This is a genomic window from Sphingomonas ginsengisoli An et al. 2013 (genome assembly GCF_009363895.1).
Lineage (GTDB): Bacteria > Pseudomonadota > Alphaproteobacteria > Sphingomonadales > Sphingomonadaceae > Sphingomicrobium > Sphingomicrobium ginsengisoli.
Genome location: NZ_CP045434.1, coordinates 1,438,198 through 1,459,365, shown reverse-complemented (window position 1 = coordinate 1,459,365; position 21,168 = coordinate 1,438,198). Strand labels below are relative to the sequence as shown.

The window sequence follows — 21,168 nt, the reverse complement described above, 5'->3', positions numbered from 1 at the left end:
GACGACGAAAAAACGCAATGCAACAACCACTTCCCCCGAAAGGTGAAGGATTGTTAAACCGTGTTAACTGAATCGGTCAATTCAACGATTAATTAATTTGGTCCAAAAGCTGTGCCAAATCGGGTTTGGCATCGTCATATGCTTTTGGGGCAACAGTGCGCCCGACGTCGCTGCGTCAGGCGAGCAGGCGCAGCGGGTTCTCGATCAGGGGCTTCAAGGCCTGAAGGAAGCTCGCCGCGTCCCAGCCGTCGACCACGCGGTGGTCGCAGGAAAGGGAGAGGTTCATCCGCTTGCGGATCTCGAGCTCGCCATTGAGCGGCACGACCTTCTCCTCGAGCTTGTTGACCGCGATGGTCGCGACCTGCGGCGGGGAGATGACGGGGGTCGAGGCGATCCCGCCCATCGGGCCGAGCGAGGAGATGGTGAAGGTCGGGCCGGTCAATTCCTCGCGGGTCGCCTTGCCCGACTTGGCGGCGTCGGAGAGGCGCGCGATCTCGGCCGCGAGCTGCCAGATCGAGAGGCGCTCGGCATTGCGGATCACGGGGACCATCAGGCCGCCGGGGGTCTGCGCCGCCATTCCCATCTGCACCGACCCGTGGCGGGTGACGACATTGGCCTCGTCGTCATAGGTCGCGTTGATCATCGGGAAATCGGCGAAGGCGCGGCAGAGCGCGGTGATCAGGAAGGGGAGGATGGTGAGCTTGGGGTTCGACCCGCGGTCGCGGTTCATCATTGCCCGCGCATCCTCGAGCGCGGTGACGTCGAATTCCTCGACCAGCGCGAAATGCGGGATGCGGCGCTTGGCCGCCTGCATGTTCTCTGCGATCTTGCGGCGCAGGCCGACGACCTTGATCGCCTCGTCCTGGCGCGGGGCGCCGGCGCCGCGACCGGCGACGCTGCCGCCGTTGTAGAGGAGGTAGGCGTCGAGGTCCGAGTGGCGGAGGCGGCCGTCGGCGGTTTTGACGTTCGCCAGGTCGATGCCGAGGTCGCGGGCGCGCTGGCGGACCGCGGGGGTGGTGAGGATTTGGGGCTTGTGCGCGGCCTCGCTGCCACCCGCATCGCTCGTCCCGAGCGAAGTCGAGGGGCGTTCTGCCGAAGCCGGCGCGGGTGAGCGCACCTCGACTTCGGGCTGCGCCCTCCGCTCGGCACGAGCGGGTTGTTCGGTGTCGGCCACTTCGAGCGTGGGATTGGCCTTTTCCTGCGCGGGCGTCGGCACTTCGGCGCCGTCGGCCAGGGGGACTTCCTGGGTGGCCGGAGCGGCTGGCTCGGCCGCAGCCGCGCCTTCGGTCTCGATCGTCACCAGCACCGAGCCGATCGCGATCTGGTCGCCGACTTCGCCGGCGAGACCGGTGACGGTGCCGGCGACGGGCGATTCCATTTCGACGGTCGCCTTGTCGGTCATCATGTCGGCGAGCTGCTGGTCTTCCTCGACGCGGTCGCCGACCTTGACGTGCCAGGCGACAATCTCGGCCTCGGCGATGCCTTCGCCGATGTCGGGGAGCTTGAATTGATACGTAGCCACGAGGGTGAGAACTCCTATTCGGCAGTGGTCGTGACGAAGTCGATTTGGCTGTCAGGCGAGAAGCGAGGAGAGCGCGATGCTGATCGCATCGCAATCGACGAGCGACGAAGCCCTGACAGCCAAATCCACTTCGCCGCCTTGGCGGTCGCCGTCAGGGTGCCGCCGAACGTCGTCACTTGCTTGCGCGTAGCTTCAGCTACGCGGCTGCGCCGCGTTCCTAGTCGGCGGCGCCCTGACGACGATCCCGACCACTGCCGAATAGGAGTTCTCACCCTTAGTCAGCCATCACTTTTTCAAGAGCCTGTTTCATCCGGATCGGGCCGGGGAAGTAGATCCATTCGTAGGCGTGGGGGTAGGGCGTGTCCCACCCGGCGACCCGGCCGACCGGCGCTTCCAAATGATAGAAGCAGCGTTCCTGGACGAGGGTCGCGAGCTCGGCCGCGAAGCCGCTGGTCTTGGTCGCTTCCTGGACGACGAGGCAGCGGCCGGTCTTCTTCACGCTTTCCTCGATCGTCGCCATGTCGAGCGGGAGGAGGGTGCGTAGGTCGATGACCTCGGCGTCGATCCCATTCTCCTCGACCGCGGCGAGGGCGACGTGGACCATCGTGCCGTAGGCGAGGACGGTGAGGTCTTGGCCCTCGCGGACGATCCGCGCCTTGCCGAGCGGGACAGTGTAGTGGCCGTCGGGCACCTCGCTGTCGGGGTGCTTGGACCACGGCTTGACCGGGCGGTCGTGGTGGCCGTCGAACGGGCCGTTGTAGATGCGCTTGGGCTCGAAGAAGACGACCGGATCGGGGTCCTCGACCGCGGCGATCAGCAGGCCCTTGGCGTCATAGGGGGTCGAAGGGATGACGACCTTGAGGCCCGCGACGTGGGTGAACAGCGCCTCGGGGCTCTGGCTGTGGGTCTGGCCGCCGAAGATGCCCCCGCCATAGGGCGAGCGAATGACCATCGGCATCGTCCATTCGCCCGCGGTGCGGTAGCGCATCCGCGCCACCTCGGAGACGATCTGGTCGTAGCCGGGGTAGATATAGTCGGCGAATTGGATTTCGATCAGCGGTTTGAGGCCATAGGCCGCCATCCCGACCGCGGCGCCGACGATCCCGCCTTCGCTGATCGGCGCGTCGAAGCAGCGCTGCTTGCCGAACTCGGCCTGGAGGCCGGCGGTGGCGCGGAAGACGCCGCCGAAATAGCCGACGTCCTCGCCGAAGACGACCACGTCGGGGTCGGCGGCCATCACCACCTTGTGGGCGTCGTTGATCGCCTCGATCATGTTGCGGGTAGGCATTAGCTGGCGTCCCGACCGAGGTAGATGCGCGCTTCGCCGAGCGCGGCGTCGCGCTGCTCGGCGAGGTGCCAGGGGGTGTCGGCGTAGACGTCCTCGAACATCGAGCCGATGCGGTCGAAACCCTGGTCGGGGAGGATGCCCTGCGCCTCGGCCTGCTTCTGCGCGGCGCGGACCTCGGCGTCGGCGGTCTTGACGAGGTCGGCGTGGCGCTCCTCGTCCCATTCGCCGGCGCCGATGAGGTGGGCCTTGAGCCGTTCGATCGGGTCGCCGAGCGGCCATTGCTGCGCCTCGCCCGCGGGGCGGTAGCCGGTCGGGTCGTCCGAGGTGCTGTGCCCCTCGGCGCGGTAGGTGAAGTATTCGATCAGGGTCGGGCCGTGGTTGGCGCGGGCGCGCTCGGCCGCCCAGCGGGTCGCGGCATAGACGGCGAGCGCGTCATTGCCGTCGACGCGAAGCCCCGCGATGCCATAGCCGACCGCGCGGTTGGCGAAGGTCGCCTTCTCGGCGCCGGCGATGCCGGAGAAGCTCGAAATCGCCCACTGGTTGTTGACCACCGCGAGGATGACCGGGGCGGTGTAGACCGCGGCGAAGGTAAGGGCGGAGTGGAAGTCGCCCTCGGCAGTGGCGCCGTCGCCGATCCAGCCCATCGCGATCCGGCTGTCGCCCTTGATCGCCGACGCCATCGCCCAGCCGACCGCCTGCGGATATTGGGTGCCGAGGTTGCCCGAGATCGAGAAGAAGCCGTGCGGCTTGTCCGAATACATGATCGGCAGCTGGCGGCCGTGCAGCTTGTCGCCCGCGTTGGAGTAGATCTGGCACATCATGTCAGTGAGCGGATAGCCGCGCGCGACCAGCAGGCCTTGCTGGCGATAGGTCGGGAAGCACATGTCGTCGCTGGCCAGCGCGGCGGCAGCGGCGACCGCGATCGCCTCCTCGCCGGTGCACTTCATGTAGAAGCTGGTCTTCCCCTGCCGCTGGGCGCGGTACATGCGGTCGTCGAAGACGCGCACGGTGACCATGTCCTTGAGCATCTTGCGCAGGGTGTCGGGGTCGAGGCGAGGGTCCCACGGGCCGACCGGGCGGCCCTGGTCGTCGAGGACGCGAACGAGCGTGTCGGTCAGCGGAAAGGTCTCGCGCGCCGGGGCGCCGGTGTCGGGCCGCGGCGCGGCGCCGGCGGCGGGCACCACGACCTTGGAGAAATCGGGTGTGTCGCCGGGCCGGTAATCGGGCTCGGGCACGTGCAGGGACAGGGCCGGCGCATTGCGGCGGTCGGTGGGGGGTGCCTCACTCATCGCCTTGGCGCTTAGTCGGGAGTCGCCGGAGCGGCAACCGGGCTCGACACGGACCGGGGCCGGGCTAGGGTGAGCGTCATGATCCGCCTCCTCCTCGCGCTCACCGCGCTCTTCGTATTTCCCCTCACCGCTGCCGCCCAGCCGATCACCGCCGCCGAACAGGCGCGGATCGATGCCGCGGTGACGCAGTCGCTTGAGACTTATCAGGTACCCGCCGCGTCGATCGCGATCGTACGCGGGGGCCGAGTCGTCTTGGCCAAGGCCTATGGCAAGGCGTCGGAGCGGCTGCCTTTGGCCCGCGCCGACATGCCATTCCAGATCGCCAGCAATTCGAAGCAATTCACCGCCGCGGCGATCCTGCTCCTTGCCGACGAGGGCAAGCTGCGGCTCGACGACACGGTGAGCAAATATCTGCCCGGCATTTCGGGCGGCGATACGATCACGCTGCGCCAATTGCTCAGCCACACTTCGGGGCTGCAGGATTATTGGCCGCAGGATTACAGCTTCGCGGCGATGGCGCGGCCAGTCACGCCGCAGGGAATCGTCGACCGGTGGGCGAAGAAGCCGCTCGACTTCGCGCCGGGGACGCAGTGGCAATATTCGAACACCGGCTATGTCGTCGCGGGGATGATCGTCGAGAAGGTGGCGGGGATGCCACTGCTCACCTTCCTCCAGCAGCGCATCTTCCGGCCGCTGGGGATGACCAGCGTGCTCGACCAGGATTTGGCGAATGGCGCGCGCTTTCCGCAGGGCTATGGGCGGGCGGCGCTGGGGCCGGTGCGGCCGGTCGTCCCCCCGGCGCGGGGCTGGCTTTATGCTGCGGGCGAATTGTCGATGACGGCGGAGGATTTCGCCAAGTGGGACATCGCTCGGCTGAACCGCACGATCCTCCCCCCCGCCGCCTGGGCTGAGCAGGAGCGGACGATCAAGCTCACTGACGGCAAGGACAGCGGCTACGGGCTGGGCGTGTTCGTCCGCCAGGTCGACGGGCGGCGGGTGATCAACCACGGCGGCGAGGCGGTCGGCTTTCTGTCGACCAACAACGTCTATCCCGACGAGAAAGCGGCGATCGTGGTGCTGACCAACAGCTGGTCGGGCGCCGCCTACACCGACATCGCCAGGAAGCTGGCCGAGATCGTCCTGCCGGTGAAGGCGGTCGATCCCGTGCCGGGCGGCGATGCGCTGACGGCGCGGGTGCGGGGGCTGCTCGAGGGCCTCAGCCGCGGCGAGGTCGACCGGGCGGCGGTGACCGACAACCTCGCTTATTATTTCACCCCGCAGGTGCTCGCCGATTATCGGAGCAGCCTGGCGCCGCTGGGCGCGCCCACCGCGATCGTCTCGGCCGGGCCGCCGGCGCTGCGCGGCGGGTTCGAGACGCGCGGCTACAAGCTGGTCTATCCGGGCAGGACGCTCAGCCTGTCGGTGTTCACCGAGCCGGGCGCGAACGGGCGGTTCGAGCAGTTCCTGATCACGCCGGCGTGATCAGGACGGCGCTGCGGTTGACCGCTGTTCGGGAGCGGGGGTAGGGCGGCGCCATGTCCGACACGCCCCCCGATCGCCTCAGCCTCGACCCGTCGAGCCCGCACTTCGATGCCGACCTGCTCCAGCGCGGGGTGGGTATTCGCTTCAACGGCAACGAGAAGACCAACGTCGAGGAATATTCGGTCAGCGAAGGCTGGATCAAGGTCGCCGCGGGCAAGAGCCGCGACCGCTTCGGCAACCCGATGACGATGAAGCTCAAGGGCAAGGTCGAGCCCTATTATCAGAACGCCAGCGCCGCCGCGCCCGAAAGCACGCAGGCGAGCGACGACGGCGGCACGGACCTCATCGACGAGGCCTGAGGCCTCGCCGACGTGAGACGTTCCTACAGGCTGTTGGTGCGCGGCATTCCGGCCGGGGTCGCCGAGCGCGGATAGACCGGCGCGGCCTTGCGGTCGCGGTTCCACTGATAAAGCTTCTTCGCGCCCCAGGCGAGGGTCAGCGCGGTGCCGACCGGGCCGAGCCCGCGCGCCGCGATCCGTGCGCCGGCGGCGCCGAGGATGGCGCCTTTGACGCCCTCATGGCGTCCCGCCACGCGGCTGCCGAGGAACGCCCCGGCCAGTTTTCCAAGCATCACTCACTCCCGTGAAGTTCGATCTGCCCGGTACAGCGCGCCTCGGCCCCTGGCGGTTCCCTGGGCGCCGGGTTGGCGCAGGCTCCCATGCCGAGGTGGTGCAAAATCCCAACTTGCCCCGCCATAGCTGAACGGATCGTCAGAAAAGGGCGGAAAATGTGGATTGGCACGGCTCTTGTATTGTCATGGTCATGCCTCGCCGAACCAGTCGGCGGACAGACAAGGGAGTAAGAACAGTGACCACCAAGACTTCATTCTTCGCCGCGGTCGCCGCCATTCTGGTGAGCAGCATCGCGGTCGGCGCGGCGGTCGTTCCGGCGCAGGCCCAGGCCATCAGCCTGCCGATGCGGACCCTCGCCAATGCTTGAGGCCGGCGCCACCGCGCTGGAGCCCCGGCGGGGCCGGCTCGAGTGGCTCGGGCCGATCCCGGCCGAGGCTTCGGACAGCGTCGAGCTGGGGCCGGTCGGCCGGACGCTCGACTTCCTCGATATCGTTGCCGCGAGCGCGCTGACCGCGCTGTTCGCCGCGATCAAACGCTAGACCTTTTCACAAGGACGCCTTTCCCATGACGAGCCGCATCCCCTTCGCCCTCGACAGCCGCGACAAGAAATTGCTTGGCGTGTGCGCCGGGCTGGGTCGCAGCTTCAATATCGACCCGACCTTCATCCGGATCGGTTTCGCCGCGGCCCCGCTGCTGCCGGTGATCACTATCTGGAACGTGATCGTCATCTACCTCATCTGCGCCGGAGTCGGCGCCATCGCCAAGGGCCGGCTGAGCCTTCCCGAGCGGCGGACGGAACGGCGCAGCGACTATGAGCGGATGGCCGACTACGGCCCGCGCCACTCGATCCATGACCTCCGGACCAAGCTCGACGCGACCGACCGCCGGCTGATGGCGATCGACGATCACCTCCACAGTGCCGACAGCGACGCGCTGGCCCGCGAGATCGAGGCGCTGCGCCGCGACGACAGCAAGACGGAAAAGGAGACCAACTGATGGGCTTCGAGACGGTGCTGACGATCGGGGCGCTGACCCTGGTCGGGCTGGGGCTCGCCGCGCTGGCCGCGCTCAAGGGCTGGAACGGCTGGCTCGAACTCAAAAAGATGGAACTGGCGCATGGGACGCCGGGCTATCGCGAGGACACGGTGCCGACCTTCACCGGCGGACGGATCGAGATGGCGGACTTGAAGGAACGGGTCCGCAAGCTCGAGCAGATCGCCAGCGGGATCGACCTTTAAGGGGTCAGGCCGACCGGCCACCGATCGACTGGCGACTCGGGGCGCGCTTCCGGATGGAGGCGCGCCCTTTTCTGCGTCCCGCGCGCGGCGAACCGGGTCGCCGGGGCCTTCGCGCCAGAACGGACGAATGTCCGCCAGCGACCGAAAGGACGGCCCCTTCGGTACGCCGCGGAACCTTGGCGCGGCCGCCGATGGTCCGCCAGCATACGAAAACTTGCGCCAAATCAATAAACTGTGCCGAGCCGGTACAGCCATGCCGTGCGCGCTGCGCAGTCATCGCTCATCCCCTAAAAGTAAGGCGTCGGACAGTCCCCTTTCCGACGCAGTAACGGAAGAACGACACGAGGATAAGCCGAAGAAAAAAGTGAAAGGATTCATCATGAATAAGCCACTAACGATGCTGGCGGCACTGTCCGCCTTCGCAGCATCCACTCCAGCGCTGGCACAAAGTGCGTCCAGTTCTGCTTACGGTCTGTCGGTCAACGAGACCGCGACCGTACCCGGCCTCGCCACCGTCACCGCGACCGTGGCCCCGGTCGCCCCCGCCTCGGGCAGTGCGCCGCCCAGCTACAACAATTCGAACCAGGTCGCCTCGGTGACCGAATCCGCCGCGCTCGGCGGTGTCGTTCCGCTCAACCAGAATTTGTCGACCGGCCTGATCACCTCGACCGCCGCGGGCACCCCGACCAGCGCCACCGCGACCTCGACGATCAACAATCTGTCGGCGGGGCTGACCGGGCTGTTCGACGCCAACGTGCTGAGCATCGGCGCGACGACCATCACCTCGACCTCGCAGGCGAGCTCGGCCGGCGGGCTGACCACCTCGGGATCGTCGTTCATCGAAGGGTTGCGGATCACGGGTACGCTGCTCGGCAGCCTCGGGATCGACGTGAATGCGCTGGTCAGCGCGGCGCCCAACACGACCTTCAGCGTCGCCGGCCTGTCGCTGATCTTCAACCAGCAGTCGATGCTGGGCGACGGAATCAACTCGATCGGCACCGCGACCAACGCGATCCAGCTCAACTTCAACAATTTCGCGGCTGGGACGCGGTTGCTCAACGGGACGATCAACATCGGCCATTCGGAGGCTTTCGTGACCTCCGCCGCGGTAGCGGCGGTGCCCGAGCCGTCGACCTGGGCGCTGATGCTGATCGGCTTCGGCGCCGTCGGCCTGGCCATGCGGCGCAAACCGTCCCGTACGCTGCAACTGAAGACGGCCTGACGAGCCCCCTTCTTCAGTCAGCGGGAAGGGCCTGGCGGCAACGCCGGGCCCTTTTTCCGTTGGCCGGGCCGGTCGTCAGGGGCGGCGGGTGAAGTGGTTGGTCCGCATCACCGCCGCGCCGTCTTCGCCCAGATAGACCGCGGTCTCGGTCATGTGCTTTGCATCGGGATCGAGCGTGTAGATGCGGGTCGAGGCGGGGATGCCGCTTTTGGCGAGCGCCATCACCAGCACGGTCGGCGAAACGAGCTTGAGCGCGACGTGGTCGGCTTCGAGCTGGTCACCCGAAATGGCGACGGTCTGGCTGCCGTCGGGCGGGACCAGCGCGGTCATCGCCCGGACCGCACCGTCGGGACCGACGATCCGCACCACCGAGGACCAGTTGCCGTCGGCCCGGTCGGCGAGGGTGAAGGTGACTTCGCGCGGGCGGGCGGCGGGCGGGACGGGGAGGGTGGCGACATCGACCGCCCAGCTGCCGAGCAGGGGTGAGGCCGGCGGCGCGGGCGCGGGGGCGAGGGCGAGCGCGGCGAAGCAGGCGGTGAGGACGGACGGCATCGTGGAGCTCCCTCGGCGATGATGGCGGCGGTCATCATGCCGCCTGTCGAGGCCCGAAGCGAGCCGCTGCTGCTGGTCGGTCGACGCGGGTTGTTCGTCCGCGGCGGGCGGCGCTCGTCGAATGGTTACGGCCCCCAATCGGTTGCCGCTCGCCGCGGCGCTGGGGGGCGGGCAGGGCCAAGCTCACAGGGGACGATTTGTGAGACTGTTTTCCGCTTTTGCCGCGGCCGGGCTGACCGCCATCGCCGCTTCCGCCAGCGCCGCCGCGCAGGCGCCGCCGGCGACCTCGAGCCGGGTCATCAGCTATCCGCCCGACTTCTTCTCGCGCTATGCGCCGCGGACCGCGCTCGACATCGTCTCGCGGGTGCCGGGCTTCACGCTCGACCAGGGCAATGCCGACGTCCGCGGGTTCGCCGGGGCGGCGGGCAATGTAGTGATCAACGGCGCGCGCCCGAGCTCCAAGGCCGAAGGGCTGCAGACCACGCTGGCGCGAATCCCGGCGAGCAGCGTGGTGCGGGTCGAGGTCGGGCCGGGCGACCTCTATGGCTCGGACTATGCGGCCAAGAGCCAGGTGCTCAACCTCATCCTCTCGGCGAGCGGCGGGACCGAGGCCAATCTGACGCTCGGCGCGCGGCGATTGTTCGACGGCAGCTTCAACACCGATGCCTCGGGCTCGGTGCAGGTGAAGCGCGGGGCGGCGACGATCAACCTGTCGGGCGGGACGGGGCGCGACCGCCAGGTCGAGGAAGGCTATGACTACGTCGATGCCTTGCCGTCGGGGATGCGGCTCGAGACGCGGCGCAAGATCAACACCTACATCAACAAGGATCCGTATCTGAGCGCGAGCTGGGCGCTCGAGCGGGCGGCCGACAAGGCGGTCAGGATCAACGTCCGTTGGCAGCCGAGCAGCTTCGAACTCGAGCAGCGCAACCGGGTGACCCCGGCGGATGGCGCGCCGCATGACGACAGCCTCTACGAGCATTACAAGCTGCCAGTGTTCGAGCTGGGCGGCGACGTCACCCGGCCGCTGGCGGGCGGGGCGATCAAGCTGGTCGCGCTCGCCACCCGCCGCAAGCGCGACAATTTCGACGCTTACGTCCAGCGTGGCGGGCTGCTTGAGAGCAACCCGAGCGAGGTCGGCGGCTATGAGCAGCGGCAGATCGCGAGCCTGGGCGAGACGATCGGCAAGCTGAGCTGGACGCGGTCGAACCTCGCCGGTTTCGCGGTCGAGCTGGGCGCCGAGGTCGCCTATAACAAACTCGACAATGAGACGCGGCTGTCGCTGGTCGACGAGGACGGGCAAAGGGTGCCGATCGTGCTGCCGATCGCCAATGCGCGGGTGGCCGAGAAGCGCGGCGAACTGACGCTCAACCTCGGCCGCAACCTGGCAAAGAATCTGCGGGTGGATGGCGGGGTTGCCTACGAATTTTCGCGGCTGCGAGTGAGCGGGGATGCCACCGCGCGGCGCTCGCTCAGTTTTCTCAAGCCGACGCTGAGCCTCGACTGGCGGCCCAAGGGCGGCTGGCACGGCCGGCTGTCGGTGCGGCGGACGGTCGCCCAGCTCAACTTCTACGACTTCATCAGCGTCGCTGAACTGAGCACCGACCGGGTCAACGCGGGCAATGCCGACCTGCTGCCGCAGCGGACGTGGGAGATGCGCGCGACGCTCGAGAAGAGCGTGCTGGGCGAGGGGCTGATCAAGCTGGATGTCGGCTACGACCGGGTGTCGCAGCTGCAGGATTTGATCCTCACGGCCGAGGGCTTTTCGGCGCCGGGCAACCTCGGCACGGGGACGCGCAGTTTCGTCTCGGCCGAGCTCGACGCGCCGCTGGGGGCGCTCGGGCTCAAGGGGGTGCGGCTCAAGCTCAACGGGCAGCTGCAGCGGACGCGGGTGCGCGACCTCATCTCGGGGCGGACGCGCAACTGGAGCGACTATTTCCCCAACTGGGAGTGGGGCGTCGACCTGCGCCGCGATGCGGGAGCCTTCTCTTACGGACTGACGGTGCAGAACCGCGACCGCTTCGCCTTCTACCGCGCCGACGAGATCGACAGCAATTTCAATGGCGGGCCCTATGGCACCGCCTTCGTCGAGTGGCGGCCGGCCAAGCGCACCTCGCTGACCTTCGACGTCGACAATCTGTTCGACACCAATGCCCAGCGCGAGCGGCTGTTCTTTACCCCCAACCGCAGCGTCCCCGACCCGGACCTGCGCGAAGACCGCGTCCGCAACATCCACGTGCGGCTGGGGCTGACGCTCAAGCAATCGTTCGGCGGGGCGGGCAAAGCGTCGAACTAAGCCGGCGACGGGCTCGACAGGTCGGCCATACCGGCTAGTCTCGGAGCATGCTCTTGCTGCTCCTCGCGCAGGCCGCCGCATCTGTGTGGCCACCAAATCGATTCCCTGAAACTGCCGGCCTGCTCAGCAGCCTCGATCCGCCTCCCTCGTTCGTAAACGGCGACGCTGCGGTGCGAGTGACCTACACGCGCACCACGGTCCGCGACGACGGAACGGTCGAGGGGTGCGTCAGCGAAAAGTCGAGCGGCGATGCGAAGCTGGATGCCTATGCCTGCGCCGCGATAAGTCGCCGCCTAAAATTCACCGCCGCGCGGTGGCTCGACGGGACACCGGCCTACAGCGTTTTCAGTGCCCCGCTTCTTTGGATGAACGGAACGCGCCTCCCCGACCCGCGGCGGGCCGTCGCGCCCGACCTCGAACTCTCCGTGCAACGCCTGCCCGCGGGCTTTCCCGGGTTTATCAACCTCCTGCTGGAGGTCGCGGTGAGCGCGAAAGGGGCAATCGTCGCCTGCCGGGCGCGGGAGTCTCGCCAGCCGTCCGCGGCGATCGCGCTGGTGCCGACCGCCTGCGCCCAGGCGACCAGCCAGTTGAGGCTTCAACCCCCGCTGGACCGTTCCGGTCAGCCCGTGCGCTCGATCCAGCTCGCACGGGTGCGCTTCCTCGTCGGGTCCTGACGAGCGCGCTCCGTCAGAAAGACAGCGCCGCCGTCAGGCGGATGTCGCGGCCGGGGAGGGGGGCGTAGTCCTTGAGGAGGCTGCTCGCGCGGCGGGCGGTGACGTCGAGGAGGTTGTTCGCCGACACGCCGAGCGTCAGGCCGGGGCGATCCTCGAGTGGGTGCCAATTGAGCGCCGCGTTGACGAGGGTGAAGCCGTTGGTGTCGGTCTCGTTGGGCGCGGTGCGGCGCTGGGCGAAGTCGCGCTCGACCTCGAAGCGGGCGTCGACCTTGCCGCGCTTGGCGGTCAGCGCGCCCTGGATGCGAAGCGGCGGGATCTGCGGCGCAGGGCCGACGCCCTTGACGGTCGCGCGGACGTAATCGGCGAAACCTTCGAACCCGAAGTCGGTGCCGCCGACCGCGCCGAGCGGGGCGCCGGCGTCGAGCTCGAACCCGGTGTAGGTCGCGCGGCCTTGGCGGAAGGCGTAGACCGGCAGGTCGTCGCGGACCTCGCCGGTGGCGGTCTGGTAGATGAAGTTGCCGAACTTGCTGGCGTAGGCGGTCAGCCCGACGTGGGTGTCGCCGTGGGTGTAGCGGACGCTCGCCTCGCCGCCGATGCTGCGTTCGGTGGCGAGGTTGGGATCGCCGACCTCGTAGGAAGCGCTGCCGCCGTGCGGGCCGTTGGCGAACAGTTCGTCGATCGACGGTGCGCGGGCGTTGCGGGCGAGGTCGCCGCTCAGGCGCCAGTCGTCGCCGAGCTTGTAGCTGGCGCCGAGCGAGGCCGAGACGGTGGAATAGTTGCGGGTGAGGTCGGGATTGCCGACCACGCTGTCGGCGGCGGCGGTCAGGCGCGATTTCTCGAAGCGGACGCCGGCCTCGACCCGGAGCGGGCCGGTTTCGTAATGCTGGACGGTGAACAGCCCGGCCTGGCGCTGGCGGCTGTCGGGGAGATATTTCTCGTCGCCGCGGATGCGCTCGCGCTTGTCGAGATACTGGACGCCGCTCGACCCGCCGAAGCCGCCGCGGTCGGCCTGCTCGAGGTCGATCCGACCTTCGCCGCCCTTGGAGTAGAAGGTGCTGTTGACGCTGTCGTCGGGGGCGATCTCGTCATGCATGTAGTTCGACAGGCCGCCGCGGAAACGGAGCTGGCGGAAGGCGCCGGAGAGCGGGATTTCGGCGCGGGCGTCGTAACGGGTCTGGTGGACGTGGATGCGCGAGCTTTCGCTGTCGATGGCGGGGTCGAGCGAATAGCGGATCGGCACGCCGTAGAGCGAGGTGCGGCGGGTCGCCGAGACGCCGATGTTGAGCCCGCCGTCGACGTAGGCGAGGCCGCCCGCGACTTCGGCGCTGCGGCCAGCGCTGTTGGGAAGGTCGCCCTTGAGGTCGGCGAGCGACTGGATATCGGGGTCGGGGCTGGCGGCGGCGGCGGCGCGCAGCGGGTCGGCGAGGATATAGCCGCCGGTGCGCAGGTCGTCGTTCTTGGCGTAGCTGCCGTCGGCATGGGCGACGAAGCCGCCGCCGAGACCGACGTTGACCACGCCGCTCGCCAGCCGGTCGTTGGCGGCGGTGCCGTAGCCGAGGTTGACCTCACCCCCGACGCCATCGCGCGGGATGGAGCGCGGGATGCGGTTGTCGATGACATTGACCACGCCGCCGATCGCCGAGCTGCCGAACAGCAGGGCAGCGGGGCCGTGGACGACCTCGATCGACTGGGCGGTCAGCGGGTTGATCGCGACGGCGTGGTCGGGGCTCGAGGTCGAGACGTCGAGGCTGCCGATGCCGTCGGCGAGGATGCGGATGCGGTCGCCGCTGAAGCCGCGCAGGACCGGGCGCGAGGCGTTGGGGCCGTTGCTGGTGGCGCTGACCCCGGGCTGGTTGGCGAGGGTCTCGCCGAGCGTCGGGCGGATGCTCGCGGCGAGCTCGGTCCCGCCCAATACCGCGACATTGCCGAGCACGTCATCGTCGCGGCGGCGGCGCCCGGTGACGACGATGTCCTTACCGGAACTGGGCGCGGCGGCGGGAGCGCCGGGCGCGGGCTGGGCGCCGTCGTCGGTGGCCGCCGGGGCGGCAGCGACCGGCTGCGCGGCGTCGGCGGGGACGACCGGCTGGGCGGCAATGGCGGCGAGGATCAGGGCAGGGGACATGAGAAACTTTCAATGACGCGAACGCGAAGGGGCTCTACCGACGATGTTACATCATAACAACCGCACGAGCCGCCGTTGGTCGAAGAGCGGGCTCGCCCCGTCGAGGCGCAGCGTCTAGGGGCGCAGGGATGACCCAGCCCTTGCCTTCCCATGAACAATCGTTCGTCACCCACCTCGAATGCTCGCTGACCGGCGAGCATTATGCGGCGGACGAAATCCACAACCTCAGCCGGGCGGGGCGGCCGTTGCTGGTCCGCTACGACGCGGCGGCGGCGGGGCGGGTGATGACCCGCGAAGTGCTGGCGGCGCGACCGGCGGGGATGTGGAAGTGGCGCGAGCTGCTGCCGCTACCGCCCGGGTCTGAGCCGGTCAGCCTGGGCGAGATCGAAACCCCGCTGTTGCCGCTGACCCGGCTGTCGGTGCGCGAGGGGGTGACGCCGCTGCTGGTCAAGGACGAAGGGCGGCTGCCGACCGGCTCGTTCAAGGCGCGCGGGCTGGCGATGGCGATCTCGATGGCGAAGCATTTCGGGACCGAGGCCGTGGCGCTGCCGACCAACGGCAATGCCGGGGCGGCGCTGGCGGCCTATGCCGCGGCGGCAGGGATGCGCGCGACGGTGATCTGCCCGGCCGAGACGCCGCTCCTCAACGTCGCTGAGACCGCGGCTTATGGCGCCGACGTCTATGTCGCCGATGGGCAGATCGACGAGTGCGGGCGAGTGGTCGGCGAAGGCGCGGCGGCGGGGCGCTGGTTCGACATGTCGACGCTGAAAGAGCCCTATCGCGCCGAGGGCAAGAAGGTGATGGGGCTGGAACTCGCCGAGCAGCTCGGCTGGACGCTGCCCGACGCGATCTTCTACCCGACCGGCGGGGGCACCGGGCTGATCGGCATGTGGAAGGCGTTCGCCGAACTCGAGGCGGCGGGGCTGATCGGGCCCGAGCGCCCACGGATGTTCGCGATCCAGGCCGAGGGCTGCGCGCCGATGGTCCGTGCGTGGGAGAATGGCGACGAGTTCGCCGAGCGGTGGGAAGGCGCGGCGACGATGGCGACCGGCATCCGCGTCCCCAAGGCGGTCGGCGATTTCCTGATCCTCCGCGCGGTGCGCGAGAGCGGCGGGGCGGCCCTGGCGGTGAGCGAGGAGGCGATTGCCGCCGGCGTACGCGACGCCGCCCACGCCGACGGGACGCTGCTGTGCCCCGAGGGCGGGGCGACGCTGGCCGGCTGGCGCAAGGCGCGCGCGCTGGGGCTGGTGGGCGCGCAGGAGACGGTGGTGCTGTTCAACTGCGCCAACGGCAACAAATATCCGCTGCCCGACACCGCGCCGCGAATCCGCCTCGCCGAAACGAGCGGGACGACACTCTAGACCCCTTGCGGAAGTTGGGAGGAAATCCCAACTGTGCGGATGCTGCACTGCAGCATTTCCGTGCGTGGGGCCGTGTGACAGCGGCCAAGTGAAGGAAAAAGCAAGGATCGGCCGCGTATGGCACGCGCCATGCATAGGAGATGGCAATCCTTTTGCCATTTCAGGAGTGACGACCAGTGACGACGACCAAGGGCAATCTGTTCCTCCGCCAGGACACGCTGTTCGGCGCCTGCCAGGGACTGGCCGACGATTTCGGGATCAGCGCCCTGTGGCTGCGAATCCCGCTCGCCGCGACCATCCTCTACAGCCCGGAAATCGCCTTCGGGACCTATGCCTTCCTGTGCGCGCTGGTGCTGGTGACGCGGAAGGTGTGGCCGGTGAAGAGCGTGGCGGTCGAGACTCCGGCCACGGCGGTCGAGGCGGCGCCGGTGCTCAGCGCCGACAACGAGCAGCGCGAGCTGGCGCAGGCGGCGTAACGCCTTGAACCTTCGGTCGGACCGTCCCCCGGACGGTCCTGAGCCGCTTCGCGGCTCACCGAAGGCTGGTGCCGGCTGAGGGATTTGAACCCCCGACCTTCGGTTTACAAAACCGCTGCACTACCACTGTGCTAAGCCGGCTAAATTATTGAATCTAAAGGATTTTCTTCGCTTATTTGATGCGTAAAACCGCTGCATGTGTGCAGGCTTTTGTGCATGCTCGCGTCCTTTGCACAATCAAAACAAGACTGTCCATCCGATCTAAATTGCCTTCTGCCTCCCAAAATTTCGCAGAATGCCGCCATCCATGACCTGAGTCTGCACAGTGGGCGCAATTCCGCACTGCGGCCTGGGAGTGTTCATGGGTTCTGGAAACCGATGAACTAATCGTAATGTCGTTGGTCGGACGCAATCATCGGATAGAAATGCCTTGCAACGGGTTTAGAGAACTCTTAACTCCCAGTGGCGCATGACCGATGGCAATGATGAACTTGCAAAGCTCGGTTGTGAGCATGTGGCGAGCACCGGCAATGGGCAGGTGGCGATCTTGTCCCACGTCAAACCTGACTTTGACGGTATCGAGGAGAGGTATCAGTCGCGTTTGCTGCGCATCATGGAGCTGTGGTGCGACGGCAGGCCACTGACCGAAGAGATGTTCAATCCGAATGAGGGCCGGGCCACCAGAACCAATCTTATGCTTCAAGCATTCAAGGGCTTTAAAATCCGCCTATATGGATTTGTGAGACAAGTATCACTGAAGAAAACTTTCATTATTGTTGATATGGATACTGCCAAAAAGCAGAATAAGGCAGATCCGAAAATTCTTAAGAGAGCTAAATCGCGTGTTGATGAAATTGGGAAAGGGAACTGAGATGTTTGAGCAGAATGCGAACAAGCGCTCTGCTGTCTATGCTGAGGAGGCGCTTGTTGTTGACGTGCAGTCTTTTCTTCATCGGTTGATGAAGGAAAAAGGCATGTCGCGTACTGAGCTGGCTGAAGCGATGGGTGTCACTAAGGCGCGCGTGTCTCAGATTTTCTCTGACGATTGTAAGAACTTCACGATTAAACTTCTCGCACGAGCTGTTTACGCGATGGGTGAGGTGGCTGAGGTTACCTGCACTTCCTGCAAGCGTTTGGATGAAGAGGAAGCCTCCGCCGAGCGTGCTGCCCTGATTGCGGCTGCCCAAAACGTGACCAGCATCTGGGAAAACCTCAACGCCGAGGAAGAGGTTCGCGAGGAGGAAGAGGGTTTGTTTGAGTGCCCGGGGGATGAGCGGCTTGGCCTTGCTCTCGGAGCGCTACGACGACCCCGATTGCCCGAAATGGCGGTTGCACAATGACGAAAAATCAAGCCCCTGCAGTGGTTGAACCCCGCCAGAAAGGCTTCAGCGCGGACGAATACAACGCCGTGGCCATTTCGTCGCGCTTGAACGCCATCCGTCTTCTTTCCTCGAAATTCGACGTCAAAGCTGAGGCGCTCAACCTCGCCGGACCTGAGATGCAACTTTCGTATGGCCGCGAGGTGGTCGCCTGTGAATTCACACCCGGAGAGGGAGAGGTCGCTGCGATCTTCCGCTACAACGTTGCAGGCAAGGCTGGTCGAAAGAAGGTCCTGAGTTGCGTGGCTGACTTTTTTGTTAGCTACGACGTGAGGACTGACGCTGCCGATGCCGCAGCTGTTGGTTTCTGCCGCAATGTGGGGTCGTTTGCTGCTTACCCGTACTTCCGAAACCTCATGGCGCAATTTGCATGGGGAGCGGGACTCGAGCTTCCCCCTTTGCCGGCAATCGCGTCGACTGCTCATATCGAGAAGAAGCCGAAGCTAGCTGAGGGTCAGCGTCCCGCTGACTAGCTAGCGCCATTGGCGCTCCTGATGGAGCAACTTATGAGTACGAGGAAGGAATACTACATTTTGCCTGGCCCGAACGGCTGGCGAATTCGGCTGGACAACACCGATTATCACTACGCCACTCAGGCGCTGGCCATTGCCGCGGCGAGGCAACATGCTGTCGCGCAGTTCGCTTTGGGGGTGAATTCGCAGATTCATGTCCAAAACGCTCATGGCAAGTGGCGCACCGAATGGACCTATGGGAACGACCCCAAGCGCTACCCCGGTTAAGGCGAAGTGGCCGCGCTCCTCGAGCGCGGCCACCGAATTTCGCTGTGGCCAATCTGGCAGCTCACGCGACGTTATAAGTGTGCAGGCTTTTGTGCACCTTTTACTTCGCAGTTTGGGGTGTGTTTCGCAGTTTGCGGCGATCTAAGGCGTTGAAAAATCAACAAATCGCGAATTTCCAACAATCCGGCGGCGTGACTTCAGACGTTTACAAAACCGCTGCACTACCACTGTGCTAAGCCGGCGCGCCTGTGGCGTGGCCGTCCCATGCGGCACGGACCGGCCAAAATCCAGTCCCGCCTGTCAGGCCGCGAGGTAGCGGATCAGCGCCGTGTCGGCGAACTGGACGAGCGACGCGATGCGGCCGTCCTCGGCCAGCGTGACGAGGTCCATCAGCTCGGTCACCGCCGGCATGTGATCACCGGCGATCACCATGACCCGCCAGTGAAGCGCGAGGCGGCGGCCTTCGACCACCGCATCGATCAGCGTCACATCCTCGAAGCGGAAGCGGTCGATCAGCGCGGCGACCGTGTCCATCGGGCGATTGCCGTCGCCCAGACCAACGCCATCGACCCGGGCGGGATCGCCGGCGATGCGAAACTCGGCATCCTCGGTCCACATCTGCGCCAGTAGCGCTTTGTCGCCCGCGGCGCGCGCGGCATAGGCCTTCATGACGAAGCCGAGTGCCTGTTCCCGGTCCATGCGATCATCCCTTGGCGAAAGCAAGGGTGCGTCAGGTGATGCCGAAGGTCCAGCCTTCGGTGCGCGCGAGTGCGGGGGTTAGGCCGGCGGGGCGGAAGGCGGCGGGATTGCGACTGAGTGCGCGCATCCCGGCTGCGGTGACGAGGGCGTCGGTCTGGTGGTCGCTGGGCTCGAAGCGGAGCCGGGCGGGTGGGCTGCCGAGACCGGCGAGTGCCTGGTTGAGCTGGGCGCGGGTGCGCAGTTTGCGGCCGTCCATCCCTGCCATTCGGAGGTAGATGCGGGTGTAGATTTCGACCACTGCGCTGCCGTGAGCGGGCCACGGATCCATCGGCCAGATGGCGACCTGGCCGTCGAGACGGTGGAGGAGGCGCATGCCGGAGAAGCTGGCCTTGGCGACCTGCGCCGCGCCGATCGCGTCATAGGCGCTGGCGGTCTTGCGCCCGCCCTGCTCGTTCAGCCGCGTGTCGCACTGGCGGAAGTGGACGAAGTCGGCCTTCACCCCGTCGGCGATCCCGAAATAGAAATGACGGCGGTGCACCGCCTCGAGGAAGCTGGCGGCGCCGAGGTCCTCGTCGGGGGCTCGGGTGTCGACATAGGCCCAGAAGGCGCGGGCGGTGTCGGGGACGCCGGTTTCGCCGGGCAAATAGGCGCCGCGCTCGGCAAAGGGCGGGGCGAAGCTGAAGTCGAAGCCGAACAGGGTTGGCGCGCGCTTGGCTTCCCTGAGTAGCCAGTCGGCGACCTCGGTGCGGCTCCAGACATGGCCGGGGCGGACGAGGCGGGGCGGGCCGTCGGCCTCGCACAGCGCGACCGCGATTCCCTTGTGCCGCCGCCCCTTCGCCCCCGACCAGTCGATGGCGACGAAGCGCGTGAAGTGGCTCACACCAAGGGCGGCTGGCGGTCGTCGCGCTGGTCGCGGGTGCCTTCGAGCCGCGGGGGGCGCGGGGCGCGGGGCTTGGGCGTGCCGTCGTCGGTGTAGCGCTCGAGCAAACGCGCCGCCGCATCGCGGCCGCCGAGCCCGAAGGCCAGCGCCGTCGCCACCGCCGCCGAGCCGAGGATCAGGCCGAAGGCGAGGATCACGATCTGGTCGGCGAGTCCCATGAAGGTCAGGCCGATCGCGGTGAACAACGCGATGATCGCATAGCGGACGATGGTCTGGGCATAGCCGCCCTCGCCAGTGCCCGAGCCGACGAGGTTGGCGATGATCCGGGCGAGGAAGATGCCGGCGACGATGATCAGCGTTCCGAAAATGACCTTGGAGCCGAGGTCGGTGACCTGGATGAGGAAGATCGCGACCTGGTCGCCGCCGAGCTGGCGCGCGGCCTCGATCGCGGCGGCGAGCATGATCGCGATGAAGGCGATGTTGGCGACGATCCGGCTCGGCGCGCTGCGCGGGGGGAGGATGCCGGTGGCGCGGACCGCGTCGTCGAAGCCGGTCGGCGGCAGGATCGCCTCGATGATGGTCTTCAAGAAACGCGCGGCGACGAGCGCGATGCCGAGCCACAGCGCGGCGGTGAGGATGCGGGGGATGGCGGCGCCGATCTCGTTGAGCATGGCGATCGCCGGGCCGCTGATTGCCTCGATGCCGAGCACCTGCAACGCGGCGATGGCGACGGGGATGATGATCAGCGCGAAGACGAGGGTGCCGGCGGCCTTGGCGAAGGTCGCGCGAGGGGTGCCGGGGACGGTGCCGGGGGGCACGCTCGAAGGATCGGTAGCGACGGTGCTCGGGTGATCGCCGAGGCCGGCGCGGGCCATCCAGCCGTCGACATTGGCGGCGGCGAGCAACGTCTCGACCAGCCGCCGCGCGATCCGCGCGACGATCATGCCGACGAAGAAGATCAGCCCGGCGCCGAGCAGGCGGGGGAGGAAGGCGAAGATCTCGGTGGTGAGCTGATTGATCGGGGCGAGGATTTCGCCGATGCCGAGGTAGCTTAGCGCCGCCATGATCCCGACCAGCCAGATGATGAGCTTGGCGATGGTGCCGAGCTGGTGGCCGACCGTCTCATGCTGGTCGCCGGGCGTGTGCTTCTGGAGGGCCGGGGTCTTGGCGACCGCACGGCTGATCGCCCAGTGGACCGCGCGCGCGACCACCCAGGTGGCGAGCAGGATCAGGATCGCGATCAGGATGCGAGGGCCCCACAGGACCAGCTGGTCGCGATAATAATCGGTGGTCGGTGTCTGGTACATGGCTCGCCT

24 protein-coding genes and 1 tRNA gene are annotated in these 21,168 nt (G+C 67.1%); 15 read left to right on the top strand and 10 right to left on the bottom strand.

Going from position 1 to position 21,168, the window contains the following annotated elements:
* Positions 1-175: 175 nt before the first annotated feature.
* The 3 genes from GCU42_RS06955 to GCU42_RS06945 all read right to left on the bottom strand — a co-directional run bounded on the left by GCU42_RS06955 (position 176) and on the right by GCU42_RS06945 (position 4,099).
* Positions 176-1,522: a dihydrolipoamide acetyltransferase family protein gene (locus GCU42_RS06955; RefSeq protein ID WP_114226848.1), complete on the bottom strand. Its 1,347-nt coding sequence runs from the start codon at positions 1,520-1,522 to the stop codon at positions 176-178.
* 274 nt (positions 1,523-1,796) lie between these two features.
* Entirely contained in the window at positions 1,797-2,810 is a 1,014-nt protein-coding gene (locus GCU42_RS06950) for an alpha-ketoacid dehydrogenase subunit beta (protein WP_114226847.1), read from the bottom strand.
* Positions 2,810-4,099 carry a thiamine pyrophosphate-dependent enzyme gene (locus tag GCU42_RS06945; protein ID WP_114226846.1) on the bottom strand — a complete coding sequence of 430 codons (1,290 nt, stop codon included), beginning with the start codon at positions 4,097-4,099 and terminating at the stop codon, positions 2,810-2,812. Before GCU42_RS06945 ends, GCU42_RS06950 begins: the two co-directional genes overlap by 1 nt.
* A gap of 78 nt (positions 4,100-4,177) precedes the next feature.
* Here GCU42_RS06945 and GCU42_RS06940 point away from each other — a divergent pair, with 78 nt between their 5' ends.
* Positions 4,178-5,581 (top strand): serine hydrolase domain-containing protein, encoded by a 1,404-nt coding sequence (locus tag GCU42_RS06940; protein ID WP_114226845.1) that lies wholly within the window; start codon positions 4,178-4,180, stop codon positions 5,579-5,581.
* A 53-nt stretch (positions 5,582-5,634) separates the two neighbouring features.
* Positions 5,635-5,940 carry a DUF3297 family protein gene (locus GCU42_RS06935; protein WP_114226844.1) on the top strand — a complete coding sequence of 102 codons (306 nt, stop codon included), beginning with the start codon at positions 5,635-5,637 and terminating at the stop codon, positions 5,938-5,940.
* A gap of 23 nt (positions 5,941-5,963) precedes the next feature.
* Here GCU42_RS06935 and GCU42_RS06930 read toward each other — a convergent pair whose 3' ends face one another.
* Positions 5,964-6,212: a hypothetical protein gene (locus tag GCU42_RS06930; protein ID WP_114226843.1), complete on the bottom strand. Its 249-nt coding sequence runs from the start codon at positions 6,210-6,212 to the stop codon at positions 5,964-5,966.
* Positions 6,213-6,448: 236 nt separating this feature from the next.
* On the opposite strand from GCU42_RS06930, the gene GCU42_RS15515 reads away from it, so the two are divergent.
* The 5 genes from GCU42_RS15515 (at position 6,449) to GCU42_RS15355 (ending at position 8,673) form a co-directional block, all read left to right on the top strand.
* Complete coding sequence (locus GCU42_RS15515) at positions 6,449-6,580, top strand: hypothetical protein (RefSeq protein ID WP_275887904.1); 132 nt, start codon at positions 6,449-6,451, stop codon at positions 6,578-6,580.
* Positions 6,573-6,752, top strand: coding sequence for a hypothetical protein (locus GCU42_RS06925; RefSeq protein ID WP_114226842.1), 180 nt, complete (start codon positions 6,573-6,575; stop codon positions 6,750-6,752). Before GCU42_RS15515 ends, GCU42_RS06925 begins: the two co-directional genes overlap by 8 nt.
* A 25-nt stretch (positions 6,753-6,777) precedes the next feature.
* The gene (locus tag GCU42_RS06920; protein WP_114226841.1) at positions 6,778-7,209 is read left to right on the top strand and encodes a PspC domain-containing protein; all 432 of its coding nucleotides are present in this window, start codon (positions 6,778-6,780) and stop codon (positions 7,207-7,209) included.
* Positions 7,209-7,451, top strand: coding sequence for a hypothetical protein (locus GCU42_RS06915; protein WP_114226840.1), 243 nt, complete (start codon positions 7,209-7,211; stop codon positions 7,449-7,451). Before GCU42_RS06920 ends, GCU42_RS06915 begins: the two co-directional genes overlap by 1 nt.
* Positions 7,452-7,830: 379 nt before the next feature.
* On the top strand, positions 7,831-8,673 hold the full coding sequence (locus GCU42_RS15355; RefSeq protein ID WP_152569485.1) for a PEPxxWA-CTERM sorting domain-containing protein: 843 nt from the start codon (positions 7,831-7,833) through the stop codon (positions 8,671-8,673).
* Positions 8,674-8,748: 75 nt separating this feature from the next.
* Here the strand turns inward: GCU42_RS15355 and GCU42_RS06905 are convergent, their stop codons facing one another.
* Positions 8,749-9,225: a LuxR family transcriptional regulator gene (locus tag GCU42_RS06905; RefSeq protein ID WP_114226838.1), complete on the bottom strand. Its 477-nt coding sequence runs from the start codon at positions 9,223-9,225 to the stop codon at positions 8,749-8,751.
* Positions 9,226-9,424: 199 nt separating this feature from the next.
* On the opposite strand from GCU42_RS06905, the gene GCU42_RS06900 reads away from it, so the two are divergent.
* Complete coding sequence (locus GCU42_RS06900) at positions 9,425-11,521, top strand: TonB-dependent receptor (protein WP_114226837.1); 2,097 nt, start codon at positions 9,425-9,427, stop codon at positions 11,519-11,521.
* Positions 11,522-11,568: 47 nt separating this feature from the next.
* Complete coding sequence (locus tag GCU42_RS06895) at positions 11,569-12,195, top strand: energy transducer TonB family protein (RefSeq protein ID WP_152569484.1); 627 nt, start codon at positions 11,569-11,571, stop codon at positions 12,193-12,195.
* 13 nt (positions 12,196-12,208) lie between these two features.
* On the opposite strand, the gene GCU42_RS06890 is transcribed toward GCU42_RS06895, so the two are convergent.
* Positions 12,209-14,317 (bottom strand): TonB-dependent receptor, encoded by a 2,109-nt coding sequence (locus tag GCU42_RS06890; RefSeq protein WP_114226835.1) that lies wholly within the window; start codon positions 14,315-14,317, stop codon positions 12,209-12,211.
* 128 nt (positions 14,318-14,445) lie between these two features.
* Here GCU42_RS06890 and GCU42_RS06885 point away from each other — a divergent pair, with 128 nt between their 5' ends.
* Both GCU42_RS06885 and GCU42_RS06880 read left to right on the top strand, forming a co-directional pair.
* The gene (locus tag GCU42_RS06885) at positions 14,446-15,678 is read left to right on the top strand and encodes a threonine synthase (RefSeq protein ID WP_114226834.1); all 1,233 of its coding nucleotides are present in this window, start codon (positions 14,446-14,448) and stop codon (positions 15,676-15,678) included.
* A gap of 176 nt (positions 15,679-15,854) precedes the next feature.
* Positions 15,855-16,154: a PspC domain-containing protein gene (locus tag GCU42_RS06880; RefSeq protein ID WP_114226833.1), complete on the top strand. Its 300-nt coding sequence runs from the start codon at positions 15,855-15,857 to the stop codon at positions 16,152-16,154.
* A 66-nt stretch (positions 16,155-16,220) separates the two neighbouring features.
* On the opposite strand, the gene GCU42_RS06875 is transcribed toward GCU42_RS06880, so the two are convergent.
* Positions 16,221-16,295 (bottom strand) — tRNA-Thr (locus tag GCU42_RS06875).
* 328 nt (positions 16,296-16,623) lie between these two features.
* On the opposite strand from GCU42_RS06875, the gene GCU42_RS06870 reads away from it, so the two are divergent.
* From GCU42_RS06870 to GCU42_RS06855, 4 genes are read left to right on the top strand one after another with little or no spacing between them, the layout of a single operon-like run.
* A complete protein-coding gene (locus GCU42_RS06870; RefSeq protein ID WP_152569483.1) occupies positions 16,624-17,025 on the top strand; it encodes a hypothetical protein in 402 nt (133 codons plus the stop codon).
* Between the two features lies 1 nt (position 17,026).
* Positions 17,027-17,494: a helix-turn-helix domain-containing protein gene (locus GCU42_RS06865; RefSeq protein WP_162789162.1), complete on the top strand. Its 468-nt coding sequence runs from the start codon at positions 17,027-17,029 to the stop codon at positions 17,492-17,494.
* Complete coding sequence (locus tag GCU42_RS06860) at positions 17,491-18,006, top strand: hypothetical protein (protein WP_114226831.1); 516 nt, start codon at positions 17,491-17,493, stop codon at positions 18,004-18,006. Before GCU42_RS06865 ends, GCU42_RS06860 begins: the two co-directional genes overlap by 4 nt.
* A gap of 21 nt (positions 18,007-18,027) precedes the next feature.
* A complete protein-coding gene (locus GCU42_RS06855; protein WP_114226830.1) occupies positions 18,028-18,273 on the top strand; it encodes a DUF2188 domain-containing protein in 246 nt (81 codons plus the stop codon).
* A 300-nt stretch (positions 18,274-18,573) separates the two neighbouring features.
* Here GCU42_RS06855 and GCU42_RS06850 read toward each other — a convergent pair whose 3' ends face one another.
* From GCU42_RS06850 to GCU42_RS06840, 3 genes are read right to left on the bottom strand one after another with little or no spacing between them, the layout of a single operon-like run.
* Entirely contained in the window at positions 18,574-18,972 is a 399-nt protein-coding gene (locus GCU42_RS06850) for a nuclear transport factor 2 family protein (protein ID WP_114226829.1), read from the bottom strand.
* Between the two features lie 31 nt (positions 18,973-19,003).
* On the bottom strand, positions 19,004-19,852 hold the full coding sequence (locus GCU42_RS06845) for a hypothetical protein (RefSeq protein ID WP_114226828.1): 849 nt from the start codon (positions 19,850-19,852) through the stop codon (positions 19,004-19,006).
* Entirely contained in the window at positions 19,849-21,159 is a 1,311-nt protein-coding gene (locus tag GCU42_RS06840) for a mechanosensitive ion channel (RefSeq protein WP_114226827.1), read from the bottom strand. The genes GCU42_RS06845 and GCU42_RS06840 overlap by 4 nt, the downstream gene beginning before the upstream one ends.
* Positions 21,160-21,168 lie beyond the last annotated feature (9 nt).